Genomic DNA, 21,980 nt, shown 5'->3' on the forward strand with positions numbered 1-21,980 from the left:
TTACCCTTTGGGAAACCGGTTTATGAAGAAAGATTTTTATGAAATTTTGGGGATTAGTAAAACTGCATCGCAGGATGAGATAAAAAAAGCGTACCGTAAAGTGGCTATGCAGTTTCACCCTGACCGCAATCCCGGCGATAAAGCATCTGAAGAAAAATTTAAGGAAGCAGCTGAGGCTTACGAAATATTAAGCGATCCGGACAAGCGGGCCCAGTATGACCGTTTTGGTCACCAGGCTTTCAGTGGCGGTCGTGGTAACAGCGGTGGCGGATTTAGTGGCGGTGGTATGAATATGGATGATATCTTCAGCCAGTTTGGAGATATTTTTGGCGATGAAAGTCCGTTTGGCAGTTTCTTTGGTGGCGGAGGTGGCGGTGGACGGCGATCTTCCGGCGGAAGAAGCCATGGTGTGCGGGGCAGTAACCTGCGCATAAAAATAAAACTGAACTACGAAGAGATGGCCAAGGGCGCTTCGAAGACAGTTAAGGTAAAAAAATATGTTCCCTGCGCTACCTGTAGCGGCAGCGGAGCTAAAGATAAAAACAGTGTACAAACCTGTGGCACCTGCGGTGGCAGCGGCCAGGTAAGAAAAGTGCAGAATACCTTCCTGGGCCAGATGCAGACCGTAACTACCTGCCCTACCTGTAATGGCGAAGGAAGTACCATCGCCAATAAATGTACAAGCTGCAAGGGTGAGGGACGTGTATACGGTGAGGAAACCGTTACCATCGAAATACCGGCAGGTGTACAGGAAGGCATGCAACTGAGCATGAATGGTAAAGGCAACGCAGGCGAACGCGGCGGAGCCAACGGCGACTTAATCATCCTGATTGAAGAGGAAGCTCATGCACAACTACAAAGAGACGGCCTGAATGTGGCGTTCGATTTACATATTTCTTTTCCTGAAGCGGTATTTGGAACCAACATAGAGGTACCTACGATTGATGGAAAGGCTAAAATAAAAATTCCGCCGGGAACCCAGAGTGGTAAAATTTTCCGGTTGAAAGGAAAAGGCTTTCCTTCAGTAAATTCTTACGAAAAAGGTGATCAGTTGATACATGTAAATGTGTGGACGCCGCAACATGTGAGTTCTGAAGAAAAAGCCATGCTGGAAAAAATGCAGGACAGCAAAAACTTTGAACCAAAGCCGGAAAAAGGCGACAAGTCTTTTTTTGATAAGGTGAGAGAGATGTTTGCCTAATCCTTATATTTCATTTTCTTTTTTACGTAGATTTTTTTGGCCATCCCAATCAACTGTACAAATTGCTTTTGCAGGTAGCTGTCAGGGTTATAGGCATTGGTGGCGATTCTTTCTGTCTCCGTCCAGTCTGTTATGGGAAAATACTTTGACTGGCGCAGTTTCATACCAAACATGGCTATAGAAGCGCCAAGTTGATACTCCTTATCGATGTTATTAAAAGACTGGTAATTTGCAGGGCAATCAAATTTAATTTCCCTGCGGTTTTTTGTAGCCGGCAGGGTATATTTTAGTGAAACCGATGCCGGTGAAATCATTGTCCCTGAATCAACCGCAAAATCATTTTTTGGTGTTACCTCAAAAATCGCCAGCACACTGTTTCCACTGCCGATATCTCCTCCTTCCAGTTCGCCCGAACTGTCCGCAATGGCATCCCGCTTATTATCAAAACCAATCAGGCGATAATCTTTTATTACGGCGGGGTTAAAATGTACATTTAAAAAAACATCGTCCGCCACTGAAAAAAATGTCTGGGTTACTTCTTTTACCAGTACTTTTTCCGCCTCGGTAATATTGTCGAGGTAGGCGTAATTTCCGTTCCCTCTTTTTGCCAGCGTTTCCAGTTTGGAATCTTTAAAATTTCCCATACCTACACCCAGGCAGGTTAAGTATACACCACTCTTTTTTTCTTTAGTGATCAGCTCATCAAGGGCCTTTTCTGTCACTTCTCCCACATTAAAATCGCCATCTGTTGCCAGTATCACCCTGTTATTTCCACCTTTTATGAAAGATCTTTCTGCCAGACCGTATGCCATCCTGATAGCCGATTCTCCCGGTGTATCTCCACTGGCCGTCAGCTCTTCTATAGAGGCAGTAATCTTCTGTTTTTCTGCTCCGCTGGTAGGTGGAAGCCATACAGATACGCTGCCACCATAAGCCACAATGGATACCGTGTCGATTGCCCTTAAATTTTTTATCAGCATTTGAAAAGCGGCTTTTACCAGCGGCAGCCTGTTGGGTAAATCCATACTTCCGGAAGCGTCAATCAAAAAAACCAGGTTAGATGGAGGTACTTTATCCATATCCAGTTTGCGTGCGTTAACGTTCAGGAATAACAATTTGCTTTCAGCATTCCACGGGCAATCTGACAACTGTGATTCTAAACTAAATACTTCATTTTTGGAGGGCTCGCGGTAGTGCAGGTTAAAGTAATTCAGTAATTCTTCTATTCGCACCGCATCCGGTGGCACCAAACTTTTAGTGGTAAGAAACCTGCGGATATTACTGTAGGATGCTTTATTGATGTTAAGGGAAAAAGCTGAATTGGGAAATTTGTTTACATCGACCGTTTCATTTTCTACCAGCGAAAAATAAGATTCATCGCTGACATACCAGGTATAGGTGGAAGAAAAATCCCGGTCTTTAGTAACGGAAATCAGCTTAGGTCTGTTTTTAGTTACATTGGCAGACAATGATTTTAAAATGAGTTGCTGAAATATATCTGTTTTAACGCCAAATGATTTTGTTTCGTAACCATCCGCAATGAGTGTAACAGAATCGTAAGATGAATGGCAGGAAATACCAAACCCCCCTGATGTACCCGAATAGTAAACATTTTTATCTGAGTGAAGTAAGATTTTTACATTCTGCAACAACTCACTTTTTTCGTTTTTTATTTCGCCACGTAAATAGTATTGAGCATTGGCAAATGGCACAAATAGCAGGAAGGATATGTAGACGGCTAATTTTTTCAACAGTTCAAAAGTTGCAGTAAGTTATAAAAATTATCCCAAACAGAAACTGATTACTGCCGCATAACCGTTATTCCGCTGTTAATTGATAAATTTCCGGGATATTTCTTCCCAACCCGTCGTAATCAAGACCGAAGCCCAGTAAAAAGATATTTGGTACACTAAAGCCCAGGAAATCGATTGCTACAGGATGCAATAAAGCTTCAGGCTTGTGCAGTAAGGCTGCGATTTTTAGAGAAGCTGGCTGTTGTGCATACAGTTGTGGTAAAAACTTGTGCATCGTGGTGCCGGTATCAACAATGTCTTCAATAATAATGACATGCCTGCCTTGTAATGGCTCATCCAGCCCGATGGAAGTAATGACATTGCCGGTTGAGCTGGTCCCCTTGTAAGAAGCCAGCTTTATAAAACATATCTCTGCATCTATTGATATTTCTTTAAAAAGATCAGCCGCAAACATAAATGAGCCGTTTAAAATGGCAATGAATAAAGGGCGTTTGCCGGCATACTCTGTATTAATTTCAGCTGCCAGTTCTTTTATCCGTCCGTTAATCTTTGCCGCGGAAATATACGGCTTGAATTTTTTATCATTTACCTGTAATATTGGCATATGGTTGTTGGCTGTTTTATTGTTCGTGTGTGTACGTGCATAAAGGACTATTCAGAAACCACCAACTCCTGTCCTATCCGTAAATTGTCGGTAGTTAAATTATTCCATTGCCTTAATTGCTGAATGGTTACCTGGTATTTTTTTGCTATACTGTACAATCCTTCTTTAGGTTGCACAATATGCATTTTGTGCGATGCTCGTACTTCTTTTTTAGATACTGTTAAAGCCACTGCATCCTTTATTGCTGCTGCCTGTTGCGTTTGTGCTACCGGACTTAAATACAATTTTGTCCCCGCAGCAACCGGTGTATCTTCTTTCATGTCGTTATACAATAAAAGATATTTAAGCTGTATGCCATTTTTTTGTGCGATGTCATGCAACGGCTCCTGTTGTTGTGCAATGTAAAAATCACTGGCACCTGTTTTTGACTTTTTTTGCAAAAAGATAATCTGGTCGTCTTTAAGAATGCCGTCTTCTTCCAGGTCATTATAGGAAAGTAATTTGCTAAGATCAATATCATTTTCGGTGGCTATGGCGAGCAGCGAAGTTCCCTTTTTTGCATTGATATATTTGTGCCCGTTAATGTAGTTTACAGGCTCGCCTTCAGACGAATTACCAGATTCTGTATTATCAGTAGAAGTGGATTTTTCCGGCGTTGGTTCCTTATCGTCCTGGTATTTGCTTTTGTCAACTTGTGGCATATCCTGGGCTCCTATTAAAGAATATTGCTGCAGGTTATATTGTTCAATATTTTTAATCAGGATGTCAGGATATTTTGGGTTAGTGGCATACCCCGCTTTTCTTAAACCTTTTGCCCATGCCTTGTAGTCCAATGGATCTAACTGAAAAAGAAAAGCATACCACTCCATTCCACGCAAATAATTACTATGATCCCTGTAAGATGCTTCTGCATCTTTATAGCTGCGAAAACATTCGCCCTTTTCATCATCATCGTGGGTCACCGCGTCCGACGTCCAGCTGCTTTTACATTTAATGCCAAAATGATTATTCGATTTTTTTACAAGATCGCTGTTGCCGTTTTCTGTTTCCAGAAGTCCCTGTGCCAGCGTTATGGCGGCAGGCACGCCCATTCTTTTCATTTCTTTTATTGCGAGGTCTTTGTATTTTTCTACGTATTGCTCAGGCGTCATTTTTTGCGCATTTGCACTAATGCAAAAAACGGCAACCGTACATATTAAATTCACCAATTTTTTTATCATAATTATTAGCCTTTGGGGAGCCTGATTTTATAATTTTCTTATCAGCATTAATCCGTCCCTTACTGTTAGCAATACCTGTTGTACTCCCGGATCATTTTTTACATGCTCATTAAAAGCATGTACGGCTTTCGCATTTTTGCCGCTGATATTTTCTTCCAGTACCTGTCCATGAAACAGTGTGTTATCTGCGATGATAACGCCGTTCTGCTTCACCGCAGGCAAAATTAAATCGTAATAACTGATATAACCCGTTTTATCCGCGTCGATAAAAACAATATCCCACTGTTCATTTAACGTGGGAATAATTTCATTCGCGTCACCAAGGTGTAACCGGATGTTATTTTTATATACAGATCTCTCAAAATACGATTTTGCCGTTGCAGCATCCGGCTCTCTTAATTCGATGGTGTGAAGCATTCCTCCGGGCTTTAAACCTTTGGCAAGGCACAGCGCACTGTATCCTGTAAACGTACCTATTTCCAAAATGCGGGATGGTTGCAACAAAGTACTCAACAGGCTTAAAAAACTCCCCTGCACATGCCCGCTAAGCATATGTGCATTGTCATGTGTTGCGGTTGTATATTGATTTATTTCGTGCAGCAAATCATCTTCTTCAAAAGAAAAATTAGATGCGTATGCTTCTGCTGCAATATTTACAATATCCATGAATTGAATTTAATAACAATGGTGTCACCCTTAATTCACCGATTAAAAATGACACCCTGCAGGTACAAAAATAAAATTTATACCCCGTAACCAATTATTTTTTTGAAATGATTAACAAGCCTGTAAAGGTTAATAGTCCGTTGATGATGAGTATTTCAATACCAATTACATATCCATTCAATAAATGCGGCGCATTGGTTTGAAGCAGGTAACATAGTACGGGACTTATAATTGCTATAATGGCGATAATAAAATTATCCGGCAAACTGCGGCGGGTTAAAATGCCAAAAGTAAATAAGCCAAGCAAGGGGCCATAGGTATAGCCGGCAAGGTCTAAAATTTTATCAATAATGGAACGGCTGTTAATTTCCCTGAACACCAGGATACATACAAAAAACAGCGTGGTCATTGTTAAATGTACTGACAATCGAAGGCGTCTTTTTTGTTGCTCATTTAAATCCGTTCTTTCCTTTATGCCCAAAATATCAATGCAAAAAGAAGACGTAAGCGCTGTTAAGGCACCATCTGCACTGGGAAACAAAGCCGATATCAACGCGATAATAAAAATAACAGAAATATAGGACGGCATGGATTGCAATAAGCCAAGTGCTACCGAAGGAAAAAGATTATCACCGGTTAAACTCAGGTTATTATATACAAACCCCCATACAGGCACACCATCTACCATTGTTGTGGTGAAACTGGCTCCCTGTGTATAAGCATACAGGTACAAAAGGCCGCCAAGCAGCAGGAACAACAAATTTACAAACACTAAAATCACGCTAAACGTCAGCATATTTTTTTGCGAATCCTTCAGGTTTTTTACGCTGATATTTTTTTGCATCATCTCCTGGTCAAGGCCTGTCATAGCAATGGTTATAAATGCGCCACCGACAATCTGTTTTATAAAATATCCCTTGCTGTTGATGTCAGTATTAAATATCCGGGTAAGGTTTTTTGCTTCCATGGCATTTACCGCTTCGCCTACTGAAAGATGCAGGTGAGATAAAATGTAACCAATGCATACAACCAAACCCAGTATCATCATGGTTGTTTGCAATGTATCTGTATACACAATTGTTTTTACGCCGCCTTCAAATGTGTACAGCAGTATCATAATCAATACAACGGCAGCAGATACATAAAACGGGATGTGCATCCTGGATAAAATAAAAACATGCAACACATTAATAACAAGATACAGTCTTGCTGTGGCGCCTACCGTTCTTGATAAGATAAAAAAAGATGCACCGGTTTTATAAGCCCAGGTACCAAAGCGCTGCTTGAGATAATTATAAATTGAAGTTAAGTTCAGTTTATAATAAAGCGGTAACAATACATAGGCAACAACAAGGTATCCCAAAAAATAACCAATCACTACCTGGAAATATCCAAGTGCATTGGGAACAAGCCCCTCTTTGCCAATATTGCCAACACTACCCGGAACGCTCACAAATGTTACTCCGCTTAAGGACGTGCCAATCATGCCGAAAGCCACCAGCATCCAGTTACTATTGCGGTTGCCGATAAAAAAAGAATCATTATTTGAATTTCTGCTGGTATACCACGCCACGATGAATAACAATAAAAAATAACCGATAACAAAATACAAAAGCGTTGAAGGAGCCATGTTGAAAAATAATTAAAATATAATCCCGCTAAATTAGCAGAAGTAAAAGTATTTGTTGAATTTTAAACAATATACATCATTATGACTTTTGAATCCATTGCGGTTTTTTGTGGAAGTAAGACAGGAAACAACCGCTTATTTGCAGCGCATGCCACCAGCCTTGGATACCTGCTGGCTGAAAAAAATATTACCTTAATTTATGGTGGTGGCAATAAGGGTTTAATGGCCTCTGTGGCCAATGCTGTGATGGAAAAAAGCGGCAAAGTAATTGGCATTATCCCGCAGGTATTAACAGAATGGGAACACCAACATGAAGGAATAACCGAACTGATTGTGGTAGAAACAATGCATGTACGCAAACGCATGCTTTATGAGAAATGTGATGCGGCCATTGTACTGCCCGGTGGCTATGGAACATTGGATGAAGTTTTTGAAATGCTTACCTGGAACCAGTTGAGTATACACGACAAACCGATTTTTATTTTAAACAGCGGTGGTTTTTATGATGGCTTGTTACTGCATGTTGATAAAATGATGGGAGAGGGATTTCTATACGATCAGCCTGCAAAAAGCTTCACTGTTATAAGTACACCTGAAGAAATATTTCACTACAATCAATAACGTTCTCTTCTTTGTCTTCCCTGGAAAAGCCCAATGTTAAATCCTGCCCTTACAACAGGAATCATTCTGCGGCCGGCATCTACATAAGGTGAATTGGGTTGTTGTGCCACATCAAACAGAACCGAAAAATAATAATAGGTGTTATTTCCTTCACTTCTTCCGCTGCTATAGCCTGCACCCAGTAATACGCTGTTTACATCTGTTGTACCTTTTGCAACAGTACCCACACCTGGCTCTATCACTCTCAGATTTATAAAATTATGTTCGTACTGCCCCTGCAGGTAAAGGAAATTTACCGGAAAAATTCGCACGAATGCCCCCGGACCGATATTGGTTTGCCGGTATTTAATTCCGCTATAATCTTTTTGGCCCTGATAAATGACATTTACGCTTAAGGCAGCGTCCAGCCACTTTGTGAGACTATAACCAAGGTAAGGACTAACTCCCAGGGTAGTACCGCCAGTATAAAATGCAAGGGTAAGATCACCTCCGGTAAATAATTTTTCTTTTTGAAAACCGGTTACCGGTTCTTCCTGTTCACTTTGCTGGGCAAAAACGGCCATTGAAAAAATGGTTACGCTGAATAATAAAACTATCTTTTTCATTTGTTGCTTGTTTATTCTTAAGTCCTTCTATACCAGAAAAAAGCTGCTGTAAAAATCGCACAAAATATTGATTAATAATTTGACAGGTATTAAATGAGCAGTTAAATATTGTTAATTTTTAGTCAATCAGCGATTACATCAAAGGGTGAAATATAAGAAGAGGGTATCCTCATTTTTGTGAGCGAAACTAAAACCTGGGGCAGATAACCTGGCGGGTATCACCGGAAGCTTCTCCGTAAAACCCTTTCTTCATTATGTTGAACTCGGAAGCGCCCTGCATGTTATTGTAATTTCTTAAAGCTGAGGTAGTAGCATCATAACTGAAAGTAAAACGCACATGTTTTAATTCAAAACCAACCATGGGAACAATGGCATCACCTGCCCTGTAATACAAGCCTGCCAATAACTGCATATCGCCGCCTGCGCCGGAAAGATTGTAATTGGCATTTAACCCAAGGACCAATTCGCTTGACTTAGCCTGCATCGTATAATAGGCATTGGGGTTAAGTATAACCCGCTCATCAACTTTCAGCAGTGCATTTAAGAAGCCGATATGACGCACGGGTATTTTGGTAGAATCTCCTCCCGGATTAAAAAAAGTTTCCTGCGGCCTGTTGACGTGGTGAATAGAATATCCGCCATTGAAATATACATTTTCGTTGGGAAAATAAGCATAGTTCATACCCACCTGCATATCAAAATAACTCACGTTGTTATTCACGAGCACTACATCTGTCGGGGTATTGGAATCAAAAAACTTTCCGTCAAACTGGTCAGGAAATTTTAATTTAGTTTGATCAATTCTTTTATTTGCCCAGCCAAGGTTAAAACCAGCAGTAAGCAAACTGCTGCTTCCAAGCATTTGGTGATAGGCCAGCGAACCGTACACTTTGGTAGAACGGAGGCCGCCGCTGCCGGCAACATCACTTAAAATAAAACCACCTATTCCCAACCACCCATATTCAATCTGGTTACGCAAAACCTGGGCATCGCCAAAAACACTTACCGTTTGATACGGTGTAGCCATGACAGAAGAATACTGGTTGCGGTAACTGGCGCCCAGCCTGTAATCTGCGTCGGGAATAAATCCTGTATTGGCAGGGTTGGTTGTAAGCGGGTTATTGAAAAATTGTGAAAAATGAAGATCCTGGGCCTGAACAAATGTGGTGATTTGCAGGCCAACAGCTATTATCAATAATATGTTGATTCTTCCTTTCATGCTTACTGTAACAGTAAATAAATTTTACCTTAATAACGTGATATCTCCCGTTTTTCGATATTTAGTACCGTTTGTAAATTCAACATCCAATGTATAGGTATATACTTCCAGGGGCTGTAGTTTTCCTTTATATGTTCCATCCCAACCCTGGCTAATACTGTTACTTACAAACATTACCTGTCCCCAGCGATTGTATATTTTCCAGTTCATCTTTCCTATTCCAAAACCCTTTACGCCGATCACTGCGTTTTTCCCAAATTTGCCTGGTGTAAACGCATTTGGAACATCCACCAGTGGCAAAATTTTTGCCGAAACATTCATACAAAAAGTATCTATACAACCCGCAGGATTAATGGCTTGCAGACATACGCTGAAAGTTCCCGTAGAAGTAAACTGGTATAATGGATTCACTTCTTCAGATGTCTGTCCATCTCCAAAATCCCAGATATAACTGGTGGCACCCAGGGACAGATTCCTAAACTGGACTGGTATATTTTCCGGAGCGGGGTTGGGTGCTGCCGCGAAATTTGCAGTAGGAATTTCATACACTGTAATGGTGTAACTGGTTGAATCTATCTTATTACAGGTTGAAGTATCATTGGCAATCAATTTAACCGTATAAGTTCCCGCACTTGTATAAAGGTGAACCGGATCCACATCTGGTGATGTAGCACCATCGCCGAAAGACCATTTAAAATCTGTACCACCCAGCGAAGTATTTTTGAATACCGCATTATATGTTTTACACCCTTTTGCAGGCGTTTCAAACTGCGCCTTGACGGTAACGGCTAAACGCACCTGCTTAACTGCTGAATCCGGCGAATTACAAAAAACACTGTCATCAACCACCAGCCTTACGATGTATGTACCTACCGCTGCATAAGTATGCTGCTGATTTCCCAAACCGGCCCGCACCTGGGGTGTTCCATCTCCAAAATCCCACAGAAAACTATTTGGCTTGAAGGTGGGTATGGTGGCTGTAGTTGTGTTGGTAAATGTATACGTAAGGTTGGTACAGGGAGGAATTTTTACCGCAATGAAATCAGGATGTACTTCGTTGTTACCCACCCTGACATGGGTATACGCGGTATCTGAAATATTGCAGGTAGTGGAATCTATAGAAACCAGCCTCAGGGTATACACCCCTACTTTTGTATAGGTATGTGTGGTGGAATTGTTGGGTGCATAAGTGGTATCATTTTTTGGACTATTAATATCTCCATAATCCCAGATATACATTTTTCCTTTGGCCAGGGTATCCGTAAATTTAATGGTAAGCGGAACACAGCCCACTGTATCAAACACGCCGTTAATGGTAGCTTTTACACTGGCACCGATGCCACCAAAATTCATTTCTATTTTAACAGCGGCTTCGTTGCAGTTAGATGAGCCATTTGTTGGAGCCCATACGCCGGGTGTAGTAGGAAAAAATCCCGGAGTTCTTGGGCCGCCACAATTAGCGCAAATAGCCTGGTATATAATCCCGTTGGCATCAAATCGGCTGGTGCCCCCGTCAACGTGGTCATCAAATCCACCGGTTTGCCCGTAAAAACTACCAAATAGCTGGCTTTTTGCATCCTTCTCCAGAACAAAGAAATAGAAATCGCCCCCATCACTGGTAGATTTAAGCGCATTGGATGTTACCGGCATGCCCCTTGTTCCTGCACAGGGATATTGCCGTTCATTATTGAATTTTCCACCCCAGCCGGAAACATACACATTCTGACAACGATCAACCAAGAAAGCGACCGGCGAAATATTGGGGATCGATGAATTGGTGCCAAAAATGGTTGAAAACAAATAGGTAGATAAATCTGGCTTTAATTTAGCGATAAACTGTTTGGCACCAGCATTACTGTAAGCGGCATTTTTTACCGGCCAGTTGCCGGTTGTAGCACCCATGATATAAGGAAATCCAAATTTGTCGAACTGTATTCCATAGACAAGATCATTGCCGCTGGTACCAGCAAAAATGGTTTTGATAATAGATTTACCATCTGTTGTAATCTCGGTAATAAAGCCGTCTGTTGCGCCGCCCTGGTTGGTAATACCCATACCGGGTTCTACCGGTGAACCTGCGATGGTGCCGGGAAGCGTTGCACTGGTTGTTCCACCGGCAACATACAAATTACCCCTTGCCGGATTGATGGATAATACAAAGCAGGCGTCGCTGCCCGTGCCGCCAAAAAAAGTGCTGAATATGATACTCGTGAGGTTAGGTGTGAATTCCATTACAACTCCATCCTGTCTACCGCCACCAAACACGCCCTGTAATACACCGCCCGTAACCGGAAAATCTGAAGACTGTGTACAGGACGCCAGATAGATATTGCCTGATCCATCCAGTATCACTTCACTTCTTGCATCGTCTCCATAGTTTCTTCTTGTTTCAAATGCTCCATCCGTCTGACCGTTTGGCGCTCCTACCAGGGGAGAATATTTTGGCCTTATATTAACGCCATCGTCACCGCTTCCGCCCACCTTTATAGAACCGAGCAAAGCGGTACCGGAAGGATTAAATTTGGTAACCACGATATCATAACCGCCTGGTTTACCAACAAATGCCGTGGTAGTTGGATAATCAGTTGACGTAGTCCGGCCGGCAACAACCAAATTTCCCTGCCCGTCACAAATCATGCTATGAGGTTGCTCATTGGCAGTTGATCCACCCAGGTAAGTTGCGTATAATCTCTTGGTTCCGTCAGGCGAAAATTTAATAATGGCAATATCATATGGTCCATTGGCATCTTCCTGTGACCCACTGTTATACGTTTGGTCAAAAGCACCTGTTGATACCGGGTAACCGGCACCGAATGAAATACCGCCTGCAAACAAACTACCGTCAGGACCCGGCGTTGCTGTATATCCCCAGTTATCAGTTGTACTACCGGTAAAAGAAGCAAAAATCAATGTTGGATCAATGATCAGTGTAGCATCAGGCGAATAATTTTTTACTTTGAATTTTACCACGTTGTCTTTAACAACATATTTGCAATCAACTGTTGTGCGACCGCCCGCCCCTACCTGGTACGAGTAGGGATATAACTCTTTTACATCACCTACTGAAGTACCGATGACAAGTTCCCGGTCTTTTACACCAAGGTTATTTACGCCGTCATACTTAAGGGCTATATCATTTACATCGCCTCCCGGGTGCACAATTAAATCATATTTTAATGTGCCGGCGTCTGTATAGTAACGTACATCAATATTGGGATACATGTTGGTGTAAGTAACTCCCGAATATATTTTGCAACCACCCTGCCATTTGCTTTTATCATTGCCAATAAAATAATTATTGTAGGTTGGCAAAGGCTTATCAGGACTGGCTTTTGCAGTTGCTGATGCTCCTAAAAAATTTACTCTGTAAGCGTGAGAATGTATTACAATTGCATCATTTGCGGTCGCTGGAAATTTACCTGGAATTGTTCTCGCAGCAGCTGAAGCGGGAGTGCTGTCTGTATTCAATTTCCCATGCATTTGATCTGCCAGCTTTTTAAGATCATCTGCATTACGCAACACAACACTGAATCCATTTTTTTGAAGAAAAAAAGCGCCTGTAGAAATCTCGCTTTTAAAATCTGCCCTGCTGTCCCACTGCCCTTTGTTTTCTATAAACTGCAATTGTGCAAAGCTCCGGCTACCTATAAATAGTATTAAAGAGGTCAGCAAAAAAGAAAGCGCTATATATTTAACAGAGTTCAATAGAGAGGTAATTTTGTACAAAGTACTGAAATATAATCAAACATACTACAGCCCTGCAACGTTTATGTATTGTTAATTCTATTTACGAAATTTTACTCCAAACCGTTTTACCTTTTTGAAAATGAAGGTAATTTTTTACCGGCGCATTTTCTTCCATTGTTAAATCAGGGTCAGTATTAATGATCTCCTCCGCCGCAATTTTTGCGGCTTCCAGCATCACCCTGTCACTTACTATATTTGCCAGTTTAAAATTCAATAAGCCGCTTTGTTTAGTGCCTTCAATATCTCCCGGTCCTCTTATTTCCAAATCTTTTTCGGCTACTTTAAAACCATCGTTTGTTGCGCAGAGTATTTTTAATCTTTCTCTCGCGTCTTTTGACACTTTATTTCCTGTAAGCAGCACACAATAACTTTGTTCACTTCCCCGCCCTACCCTGCCGCGTAACTGGTGCAACTGCGATAAACCAAACTTCTCGGCGCTTTCAATTACCATGATCGAAGCGTTCGGCACATTTACACCCACTTCAATTACCGTTGTACTTACCATAATCTGCGTATCAGCTTTTACAAACCGCTGCATGTTGGTTTCTTTCTGATCCCCGGGCTGGCGCCCGTGCACCATGCTGATCCAGTATTTTGGTTCCGGAAAAAAAGATTTTACCTCTTCAAAACCTTTCATCAGATTTTCGTAATCCATTTTGGCAGATTCTTCAATCAACGGATACACCACGTATGCCTGCCTGCCTTTTTTTATTTCATCCTTTATGAAATCCATTACCATCGGCCGTTTGTTTTCAAAACGATGTACGGTGGTAATTGGTTGCCTTCCAGGCGGCAGCTCATCAATCACGCTGTAATCCAAATCACCATAAGCCGTTAAAGCAAGCGTTCTTGGAATGGGTGTTGCCGTCATCACCAGCACGTGCGGCGGTAATGTATTTTTGGCCCACAATCTAGCCCGCTGTGCCACACCGAATTTATGCTGTTCGTCTATTACCGCGAAACCCAGGTTTTTAAACTGCACTTTATCTTCTATTACCGCATGTGTACCAATCAATATATTCAATGAGCCATCTTCGCAGGCCTTTAAAATTTCCCTGCGCTGTTTAGTAACAGATGATCCGGTTAATAGTTTTACACAAACGGGTAAATCTTTTACGAGGGCAGCGATGGTATTATAGTGCTGTTGTGCCAGAATTTCTGTTGGTGCCATTAATACAGATTGAAAAGCATCGCCTTTGGTTGGGTGAGTATTATCTGCGGCAATCAGCATACTTAATAAGGCAACAATGGTTTTGCCGCTGCCTACATCCCCCTGCAGCAGCCGGTTCATTTGTTTCCCGCTGCCAAAATCTTTTCTTATTTCCTTCAACACTCTTTTTTGGGCGTTGGTAAGTTCAAAGGGAAGATAGGTATTGTAAAAAGTATTGAACAAATCACCCACTTTGTTGAACGTCCAGCCCTGGCTGAAACGATGACGGGTGCTGCGCAATAAGCCCAGCCTCATTTGGGCAAAAAATAATTCTTCAAATTTGAGCCGTCTTACCGCATGCGCATACAATTCTTCTGTTGCCGGAAAATGGATAGAGCGAAATGCATCCCAGCGGGAAATAAAGCGGTATTTCAGGAGCAATGATTCCGGCAAATTTTCCGGCAGATCTTTGGCAGACAATTGCTGCAATAAGGCGTAGGTTAATTTTGCAAAGGCCCTGCCATTCAAGCCACGGGCTTTTAATTTTTCTGTAGAATAATAAACAGGTTCCAGGAATTTTTTACCATCCGCCTTTTCGGCTGTGTACAGTTCAATTTCAGGATGATTGATTTGTACCCGGTTCATAAAAAAGCCCACCTTTCCAAAAACCAGGTAATGGTGACCGACGGTTAACAATTTCTCCGCCCAGCTGATTCCCTGGAACCAGACCAGTTCCATTTCTCCTGTATCATCCTGCAGGTAGGCTACCAAGCGCTTGCTGCGTTTTTCGCCTATCAGCTCAACGTGAGTTAATTTTCCTGCAACCTGTGCATATTCTGTTCCTTCATTTAATGTTGCAATTTTATCTATTTTGGTTTTATCCAAATGCCGGAAAGGATAATATTCCAGCATATCCTTAAAGGTGAAAATGCTTAATTCTTTTTTAAGCATATCTCCTCTCAGCGGACCTACGCCTTTAAGGTACTCAACCGGACTGGATAATATATTGGGAGAGGATGAAATAGTAAGTAGTTTATACAAATATATTTCTTTGGCAGGAAATGAAACCCAACGCCGGGCCATTGTGCCTGCCTGGTTTTAGATCAGGCTTCTATATGTAAAATCGAGCGGCAATGAATTGAAGGCGTTCCACAATGCTGTTTATGTACAAGTGAGTGACACAACGATATACCACATATCCTTAAGAGCTTGTTCAATAATTTCCTTAAACAATTAAAATGTTAGCGATGGATGTAGTTTAAGATGGTTTTCCTGCCCGCGGATTTCTGTGAAAATGCAGGGGCTTTTTACCATGTTTGCTGCCAGTTTCCCTGGGAACAAATGTAGACGGTGTATAAGCCGGCGCTTCTCCAAATTGTTCGGGAACAACTTCTTTTTGAACCGGCTTTCCAAGCAATTTTTCTATGGTTGCAAACTTGCGCTGTTCTTTTACGCTGATAAATGTAATTGCAGTGCCTTCCGCCGCAGCCCTTGCTGTGCGGCCAATGCGGTGCACATAATCTTCACCATCATGCGGCACATCATAATTCAGCACCAGGCCGATATTATCAATGTCAATACCACGGCTTAATATATCGGTGGCGACCAACACCTGCAGGCGGCCACTTTTAAAATGCATAAGTACTTCTTCCCTTTTATCCTGTTCAAGGTCGCTGTGAATTTCATCCACAGCCAGCCTGGTTTTTTTTAATTCCCGGTTTAGTTCTTTTACGCTGTTTTTACTGCTGCAAAAAATAAGTACGGAAGAAAAAGTTTTTTGGAGTAACAGGTGTTTAACCAGCGGAATTTTTTGTGTATCGTACACCACGTAAGCCAGCTGGGTAATTTTTTCGTTTGGCTTACTGATAGAGATATTTATTTCGGCGGGCTGGTGTAAAATACGGCGGGCCATTTCTCTTATCTTATGCGGCATAGTTGCCGAAAACAACAGGTTCTGGCGCTTTGCCGGCAAGGCTCCGATGATGCGCATGATGTCATCATAAAAACCCATATCCAGCATGCGGTCTGCTTCATCTAAAATTAAATATTTTAATCCCTGGAATTTTACATAGCCCATGTTGATGTGGGCGAGCATTTTACCGGGCGTGCATATCACCACATCGGCACCTGCGCTCAAAGCCTTTTTTTCCTGTATAAAGGCATTGCCATCTCCGCCGCCATAAACAGCAATAGAACTTACGGAAGTAAAATAACTCAAGCCTTCCATATGCTGTGCTATCTGTATGGCCAGCTCCCTGGTGGGTACAATTACTAACGCGGTAATGCTATGATGGTTAAGCGGACTTGAAATAATGTTGTTGATCAGCGGCAATAAAAACGCGGCGGTTTTGCCGGTACCTGTTTGTGCAGAAGCGATGACATCTCTGCCTGCTAAAACTAGTGGAATTACCTGTTCCTGAACTGGGGTTGCTTCATTATAATTGGAGGCTTCTATGCCGTCTATCAATCTTTGATCAAAGTCAAAATCGGTGAACTTCAAAATGTATAGGGAAATTAATTTAAAAGAATGTATTGTTGTTAATGTATGTTTGTTTTATTCAGCATTTGCTTCGGCTGTAACTTCCGGTGCTGGTTGTGGCGCTGGTTGTGGTGCGGTATTTTTTATAGTCAATTGAAATTTCGTGTTTAGAATTACTTCATACTGTCCGCCCCGCAACACTGCTTTTGTAGCATCATCTTCCAGCATAGCGCTTGCCAAATGACTGGCAAGATCTGATCCGCTGATTACATTACTTACTTTGCCATCTGTAAAAGCAATTACAAATTTGTAACCCGCTTTGCGGCCCGTTCCCGCTCTTTCAAAATCTTCCCTGTTAAGGCTCAGTAACTGGTCGCCTGCGGCTGATTTTTTTAGTAAAATTCTAATTACCGGCAGGTATTTGTTCCAAATATAAGTATACATATAAAAGATTTTTAATTGTGCTGCCTTCGTACAAAGGACAAACATTGAACGAAAGTGAAATATGGCGTATAAAGATACAGCTTATAGATGGATAATGCTGTTTTGATTTTTCCGGATACCTGCCTGTTGGAGGTATTCCCGTGTTAATCACCTGGTATCAGTGGGTTTTACTATCTCCGTTCAGTTGAAGGCACAACAATTAATACAGGGGACTACCGGTCATTCCCCGCCAGCGGCAAATCAATTTTCATTATTGAATTAATATTTTCTTTGGCCTCCGGCGCTTGCATCCACAACCAATCATTATAAATACTACATTAGCAGCATAAAACGATTGTATGCCAAAATTTACTCTAAAAAAATCGCCGCAAACTAATTGTGCGCATTCATTGCCTTTATTACTTCCGCTTTTATATTAGCCGTTTTTACTGACGCCAATCAAATTATCATCTTCTTAAAAAATTCAAAATCTATTTTCATGCAGCAATACATCTTAGCATTAGACCAGGGCACTACCAGTTCCAGGGCGATTGTATTTGACAAAATGGGCTCCATTGTTTCTGTAGCACAAAAAGAGTTTACCCAGATTTTTCCAAAAAGCGGCTGGGTTGAACATGATGCCAATGAGATATGGAGCACCCAGTTTGGCGTAGCTGCGGAAGCCATTACCAAGGCAGGTTTATCGGCGGAAAACATTGCAGCCATTGGTATTACCAATCAACGCGAAACAACTGTTGTATGGGATAGAAATACCGGCGTGCCAGTTTACAACGCCATCGTTTGGCAAGACAGAAGAACGGCTTCTTTTTGTGATGAACTCAAAGCAAAAGGCGCTGATAAAGTTATCCGGGAAAAAACAGGTTTAATTGTAGATGCTTATTTTAGTGGTACCAAAATAAAATGGATTTTAGACAACGTAGAAGGTGCCCGGGAGAAAGCGAACAACGGGGAGCTGTGTTTTGGAACGATTGATACCTGGCTTGTATGGAACCTAACCAAAGGCCAGGCACACATTACGGATGTTTCCAATGCCAGTCGTACGATGCTCTGCAATATACATACTTTGCAGTGGGATGGCGAGCTGCAGGAATTATTAGGCATACCCGGCAACATGTTGCCGCAAATCCGCAGCAGCAGCGAAGTGTATGGCCACACACAAAATATTTTATCGGCCCATAATATCCCAATCGCAGGCATCGCAGGCGATCAGCAGTCAGCATTATTTGGACAAATGTGTACGCAGCCCGGCATGGTAAAAAATACCTATGGTACAGGTTGCTTTATGTTGATGAACACGGGTGAAAAACCGGTAACAAGCACTAATAATTTATTAACCACTGTAGCGTGGAAGGTCAACGGTATTACGCATTATGCACTGGAAGGCAGTGTATTTATTGCAGGTGCTGTTATACAATGGCTAAGAGACAGCATTGGCATTATTACAACCGCCGCCGAAGTTGAAACACTTGCCGCACAGGTAAAAGATAGTGACGGTGTGTATGTAGTACCTGCTTTTGCAGGCCTTGGCGCACCACATTGGAACCAGCATGCCAGGGGCATCATAACTGGACTTACAAGGGGATCGAACAAAGCGCATATAGCCAGGGCTGCCCTGGATAGCATCGCCTATCAAACCATGGATGTGTTGAAGGCAATGGAAGCTGATTCCGGTATCAGCATTAAAGAATTAAGGGTAGATGGAGGCGCAACCGTGAATAATTTATTAATGCAGTTTCAAAGTAACATCATGAATACAACCGTTGTAAGGCCGGTTATTACAGAGACTACTGCCCTGGGCGCCGCCTACCTGGCAGGCCTTGCCGTAGGCTATTGGCCGGATATGGAATCTATACAGAACCAATGGCAGGTGGATAAAAAGTTCGTCTCTGCTATGGACGAGGAAGAAAGAACAGCCTTAACCAAACAATGGCAGCGTTCTGTAAAAACTGCCAAGGCATGGGCAGACGATGAATAGTGGAAATATTATCTTACACGTTATGCCATCATAAAAATAAGAACTGACTTAAAAAACAATCAACCTTAATTATTGCAATCAAATAAATATTAGTTTTTAATGGACAGGCAAAAAATGTTACAGCAGCTGGATGATGTTGCGCAATGGGATATCATTGTTATCGGCGGTGGCGCCACCGGTCTCGGTTGTGCTGTTGACGCTGCTTCAAGAGGATATAAAACTTTGCTTGTTGAACAGGACGACTTTTCAAAAGGGACCAGCAGCCGCAGTACCAAACTGGTACATGGTGGCGTACGGTACCTGGCACAGGGCAATATTAAGCTGGTTAAAGAAGCACTTCGTGAAAGAGGTATCTTATTAAAAAATGCACCACATGTGTGCCATAACCTGGCATTCATCATTCCTTCTTTTCACTGGTGGCAAAAATGGTATTATAGTATCGGGCTTAGCATGTACGATTTGCTGGCGGGTAAATTAAGCCTTGGCAAAACAAAAATGCTCTCAAAAAAAACAACCATGCAATTGTTACCGGCCATTTCGCCTGACAATTTAAGTGGCGGTGTATTGTACCAGGACGGCCAGTTTGATGATGCCAGGCTGGCGGTAAACCTGGCACAAACAGCGGTTGAACAAGGTGCGGCCATGCTGAATTATTGCAAGGTAATTGCCTTGAATAAAACAGGCGGCAATATCAGTGGTTTGGTGGTGGAAGATGTTTTATCCGGCATAAAATATACGCTCAATGGTAAGTCGGTTATTAATGCAACTGGTGTATTTACAGATAACGTAATTGCCATGGATGATGCCGGGCACGAACCTATTGTATCTCCATCACAGGGCGTTCATATTGTTGTTGATGAAAAGTTTTTCCCTGGTAAACAGGCTTTAATGATTCCAAAAACGGATGACGGCAGAGTATTGTTTGCAGTGCCGTGGCATGATAAGGTTTTGCTGGGCACTACCGATACACCGGTAAAGGAAATTACAACCGAACCAAAAGCATTACAGGAAGAAGTTGATTTTATTATCAAACATTGTAACCGTTACCTGAGCACACAAATAGGACACGGCGATATAAAAGCGGTATATGCAGGTTTAAGGCCATTGATAAAAGTAAAGGGACAAAAATCCACTGCCATTTTACCAAGAGACCATACTACCATTGTATCAAAAAGTGGATTGGTAACCATAACAGGCGGTAAATGGACTACTTACAGAACCATGGCCATACATGCCATTGACAATGCCGCTAATGCCTGTAAGCTGCCAAAACAACCCTGCGTTACAGACACGCTGAAAATTCATGGTTATACCCAACATGCAACAAGCGATGCCACGCTGAATATATATGGCAGTGACGCGGAAAAAATTATTGAGCTGAGCAACCAGCAGCCATCTCTTAAAGAAAAAATACATGCCGGCTTGCCTTACAGCAATGCCACCGTTGTGTGGGCGGTACAACACGAAATGGCTATGACCGTGGAAGATGTTTTAGCAAGGCGAACAAGGGCATTGTTCCTGGATGCAGCCGCAGCTGTGGAAGCCGCTCCCATGGTGGCGGCGCTGATAGCAGGGTTACTGCAAAGAGATGACAACTGGCAACAACAACAAGTTTCAGCTTTTACAGCAATAGCGCAAAATTACCTGGCACACTGATTAAATGTTTGATTCCTAAACCAAAAAATAAACTTTAAAAATGACACCTTTTATTGCAGAACTTACCGGTACCGCCGTGTTGATATTGCTGGGAGACGGCGTTGTTGCCAATGTAGTATTGAACAAGACCTATGGTAACAACAGCGGCCTTATTGTAATTGCTTTTGGATGGGCGATTGCTGTATTCGCAGGCGTATTTATTTCTGCAGGTTCAAGTGGCGCACACCTTAACCCGGCTATAACGATTGGTCTTGCCGCATTGGGTAAGTTTGAATGGAGGCTTGTGCCAACTTATATTGCAGCCCAGTTACTTGGCGCAATGATTGGCGCATTTTTAGTATGGCTTACTTACCGCAACCACTTTGATGCAACGGAAAGCCAGGCATCCAAATTGGGCGTCTTTTGTACGTCTCCAGCCATTGAAAGCAGGGCAGATAATTTTTTCTCAGAAATAGTCGGCACTTTTGTTTTGGTAATAGGAGCTCTTTTTATCGTATCATCAAAAGAAAGCCTGGGTGCGTTGGACGGCTTGCCAATTTCACTGCTGGTGTTAGGAATTGGGTTGAGTTTGGGCGGCACTACGGGTTATGCTATTAACCCTGCAAGAGATCTTGGACCAAGAATTATGCATGCCATCTTGCCCATTAAAGGAAAAGGAAGCAGCAACTGGAAATACGGTATTGTACCAGTCATAGCACCAATCATTGGCAGCTTGCTGGCAGCATTGTGCTATCATTTTATTCATTGATTTGTTAACCGGACTATTTTTACAACTGAGCTGTTTAAGCCATCCCCGGAATATCAATTCCGGGGATTTTTTTGTATGCTATTTTTTTGTACAGCCAGAAAAAAAACTAACCCTGGCAGGTTTTTTTTTGTGCAGGTGATTCTCTGCTTTGTATGTTGTTGTTTTTTCATTAACTTACTGGTATAATTCAGTCATCCTCCATGTAAAAACATTTTTACCTTTTTTCAATTGCTCTTCTCTCTTTGCCTGCAAGTGTTTTGT

At 42.1% G+C, this 21,980-nt stretch carries 16 protein-coding genes; 5 read left to right on the forward strand and 11 right to left on the reverse strand.

The features are described from left to right. Positions 1–22: 22 nt before the first annotated feature. Positions 23–1,201, forward strand: coding sequence for a molecular chaperone DnaJ (gene dnaJ, locus JWR61_RS18280; protein ID WP_301929182.1), 1,179 nt, complete (start codon positions 23–25; stop codon positions 1,199–1,201). On the opposite strand, the gene JWR61_RS18285 is transcribed toward dnaJ, so the two are convergent. The 5 genes from JWR61_RS18285 to JWR61_RS18305 all read right to left on the reverse strand — a co-directional run bounded on the left by JWR61_RS18285 (position 1,198) and on the right by JWR61_RS18305 (position 7,075). Further along, positions 1,198–2,952 (reverse strand): VWA domain-containing protein, encoded by a 1,755-nt coding sequence (locus JWR61_RS18285; protein ID WP_301929183.1) that lies wholly within the window; start codon positions 2,950–2,952, stop codon positions 1,198–1,200. The two genes, dnaJ and JWR61_RS18285, sit on opposite strands and share 4 nt — an antisense overlap. A 67-nt stretch (positions 2,953–3,019) precedes the next feature. Then, positions 3,020–3,559: a hypoxanthine phosphoribosyltransferase gene (gene hpt, locus JWR61_RS18290; RefSeq protein ID WP_301929184.1), complete on the reverse strand. Its 540-nt coding sequence runs from the start codon at positions 3,557–3,559 to the stop codon at positions 3,020–3,022. A gap of 47 nt (positions 3,560–3,606) precedes the next feature. After that, on the reverse strand, positions 3,607–4,710 hold the full coding sequence (locus JWR61_RS18295) for a glucosaminidase domain-containing protein (RefSeq protein WP_301929185.1): 1,104 nt from the start codon (positions 4,708–4,710) through the stop codon (positions 3,607–3,609). Positions 4,711–4,806: 96 nt separating this feature from the next. Beyond that, positions 4,807–5,445, reverse strand: a complete 639-nt coding sequence (locus JWR61_RS18300; protein WP_301929186.1) for an O-methyltransferase — start codon at positions 5,443–5,445, stop codon at positions 4,807–4,809. A gap of 94 nt (positions 5,446–5,539) precedes the next feature. Next, positions 5,540–7,075: a sodium:solute symporter gene (locus JWR61_RS18305; RefSeq protein ID WP_301929187.1), complete on the reverse strand. Its 1,536-nt coding sequence runs from the start codon at positions 7,073–7,075 to the stop codon at positions 5,540–5,542. 81 nt (positions 7,076–7,156) lie between these two features. Here JWR61_RS18305 and JWR61_RS18310 point away from each other — a divergent pair, with 81 nt between their 5' ends. Beyond that, entirely contained in the window at positions 7,157–7,696 is a 540-nt protein-coding gene (locus tag JWR61_RS18310) for a TIGR00730 family Rossman fold protein (protein WP_301929188.1), read from the forward strand. Here JWR61_RS18310 and JWR61_RS18315 read toward each other — a convergent pair. The 6 genes from JWR61_RS18315 to JWR61_RS18340 form a co-directional block, all read right to left on the reverse strand. Next, a complete protein-coding gene (locus tag JWR61_RS18315) occupies positions 7,690–8,301 on the reverse strand; it encodes a hypothetical protein (protein ID WP_301929189.1) in 612 nt (203 codons plus the stop codon). The genes JWR61_RS18310 and JWR61_RS18315 overlap by 7 nt on opposite strands. Positions 8,302–8,488: 187 nt before the next feature. After that, positions 8,489–9,520: a PorP/SprF family type IX secretion system membrane protein gene (locus JWR61_RS18320; RefSeq protein WP_301929190.1), complete on the reverse strand. Its 1,032-nt coding sequence runs from the start codon at positions 9,518–9,520 to the stop codon at positions 8,489–8,491. Between the two features lie 24 nt (positions 9,521–9,544). Next, positions 9,545–13,225, reverse strand: coding sequence for a PKD domain-containing protein (locus tag JWR61_RS18325; protein WP_301929191.1), 3,681 nt, complete (start codon positions 13,223–13,225; stop codon positions 9,545–9,547). An 82-nt stretch (positions 13,226–13,307) separates the two neighbouring features. Then, a complete protein-coding gene (gene recG, locus JWR61_RS18330; RefSeq protein WP_301929192.1) occupies positions 13,308–15,500 on the reverse strand; it encodes an ATP-dependent DNA helicase RecG in 2,193 nt (730 codons plus the stop codon). Positions 15,501–15,675: 175 nt separating this feature from the next. Continuing rightward, on the reverse strand, positions 15,676–16,917 hold the full coding sequence (locus tag JWR61_RS18335) for a DEAD/DEAH box helicase (RefSeq protein ID WP_301929193.1): 1,242 nt from the start codon (positions 16,915–16,917) through the stop codon (positions 15,676–15,678). Positions 16,918–16,971: 54 nt separating this feature from the next. Next, on the reverse strand, positions 16,972–17,340 hold the full coding sequence (locus JWR61_RS18340; RefSeq protein WP_301929194.1) for a hypothetical protein: 369 nt from the start codon (positions 17,338–17,340) through the stop codon (positions 16,972–16,974). A gap of 478 nt (positions 17,341–17,818) precedes the next feature. On the opposite strand from JWR61_RS18340, the gene glpK reads away from it, so the two are divergent. The 3 genes from glpK to JWR61_RS18355 all read left to right on the forward strand — a co-directional run bounded on the left by glpK (position 17,819) and on the right by JWR61_RS18355 (position 21,719). Beyond that, complete coding sequence (glpK, locus tag JWR61_RS18345) at positions 17,819–19,315, forward strand: glycerol kinase GlpK (protein WP_301929195.1); 1,497 nt, start codon at positions 17,819–17,821, stop codon at positions 19,313–19,315. A gap of 99 nt (positions 19,316–19,414) precedes the next feature. Beyond that, positions 19,415–20,971 (forward strand): glycerol-3-phosphate dehydrogenase/oxidase, encoded by a 1,557-nt coding sequence (locus JWR61_RS18350; RefSeq protein ID WP_301929196.1) that lies wholly within the window; start codon positions 19,415–19,417, stop codon positions 20,969–20,971. Between the two features lie 40 nt (positions 20,972–21,011). Continuing rightward, positions 21,012–21,719, forward strand: a complete 708-nt coding sequence (locus tag JWR61_RS18355; RefSeq protein WP_290335728.1) for an MIP/aquaporin family protein — start codon at positions 21,012–21,014, stop codon at positions 21,717–21,719. The last annotated feature ends 261 nt before the right edge of the window (positions 21,720–21,980 follow it).

The organism is Ferruginibacter sp. (genome assembly GCF_028288465.1).
GTDB lineage: Bacteria > Bacteroidota > Bacteroidia > Chitinophagales > Chitinophagaceae > Ferruginibacter.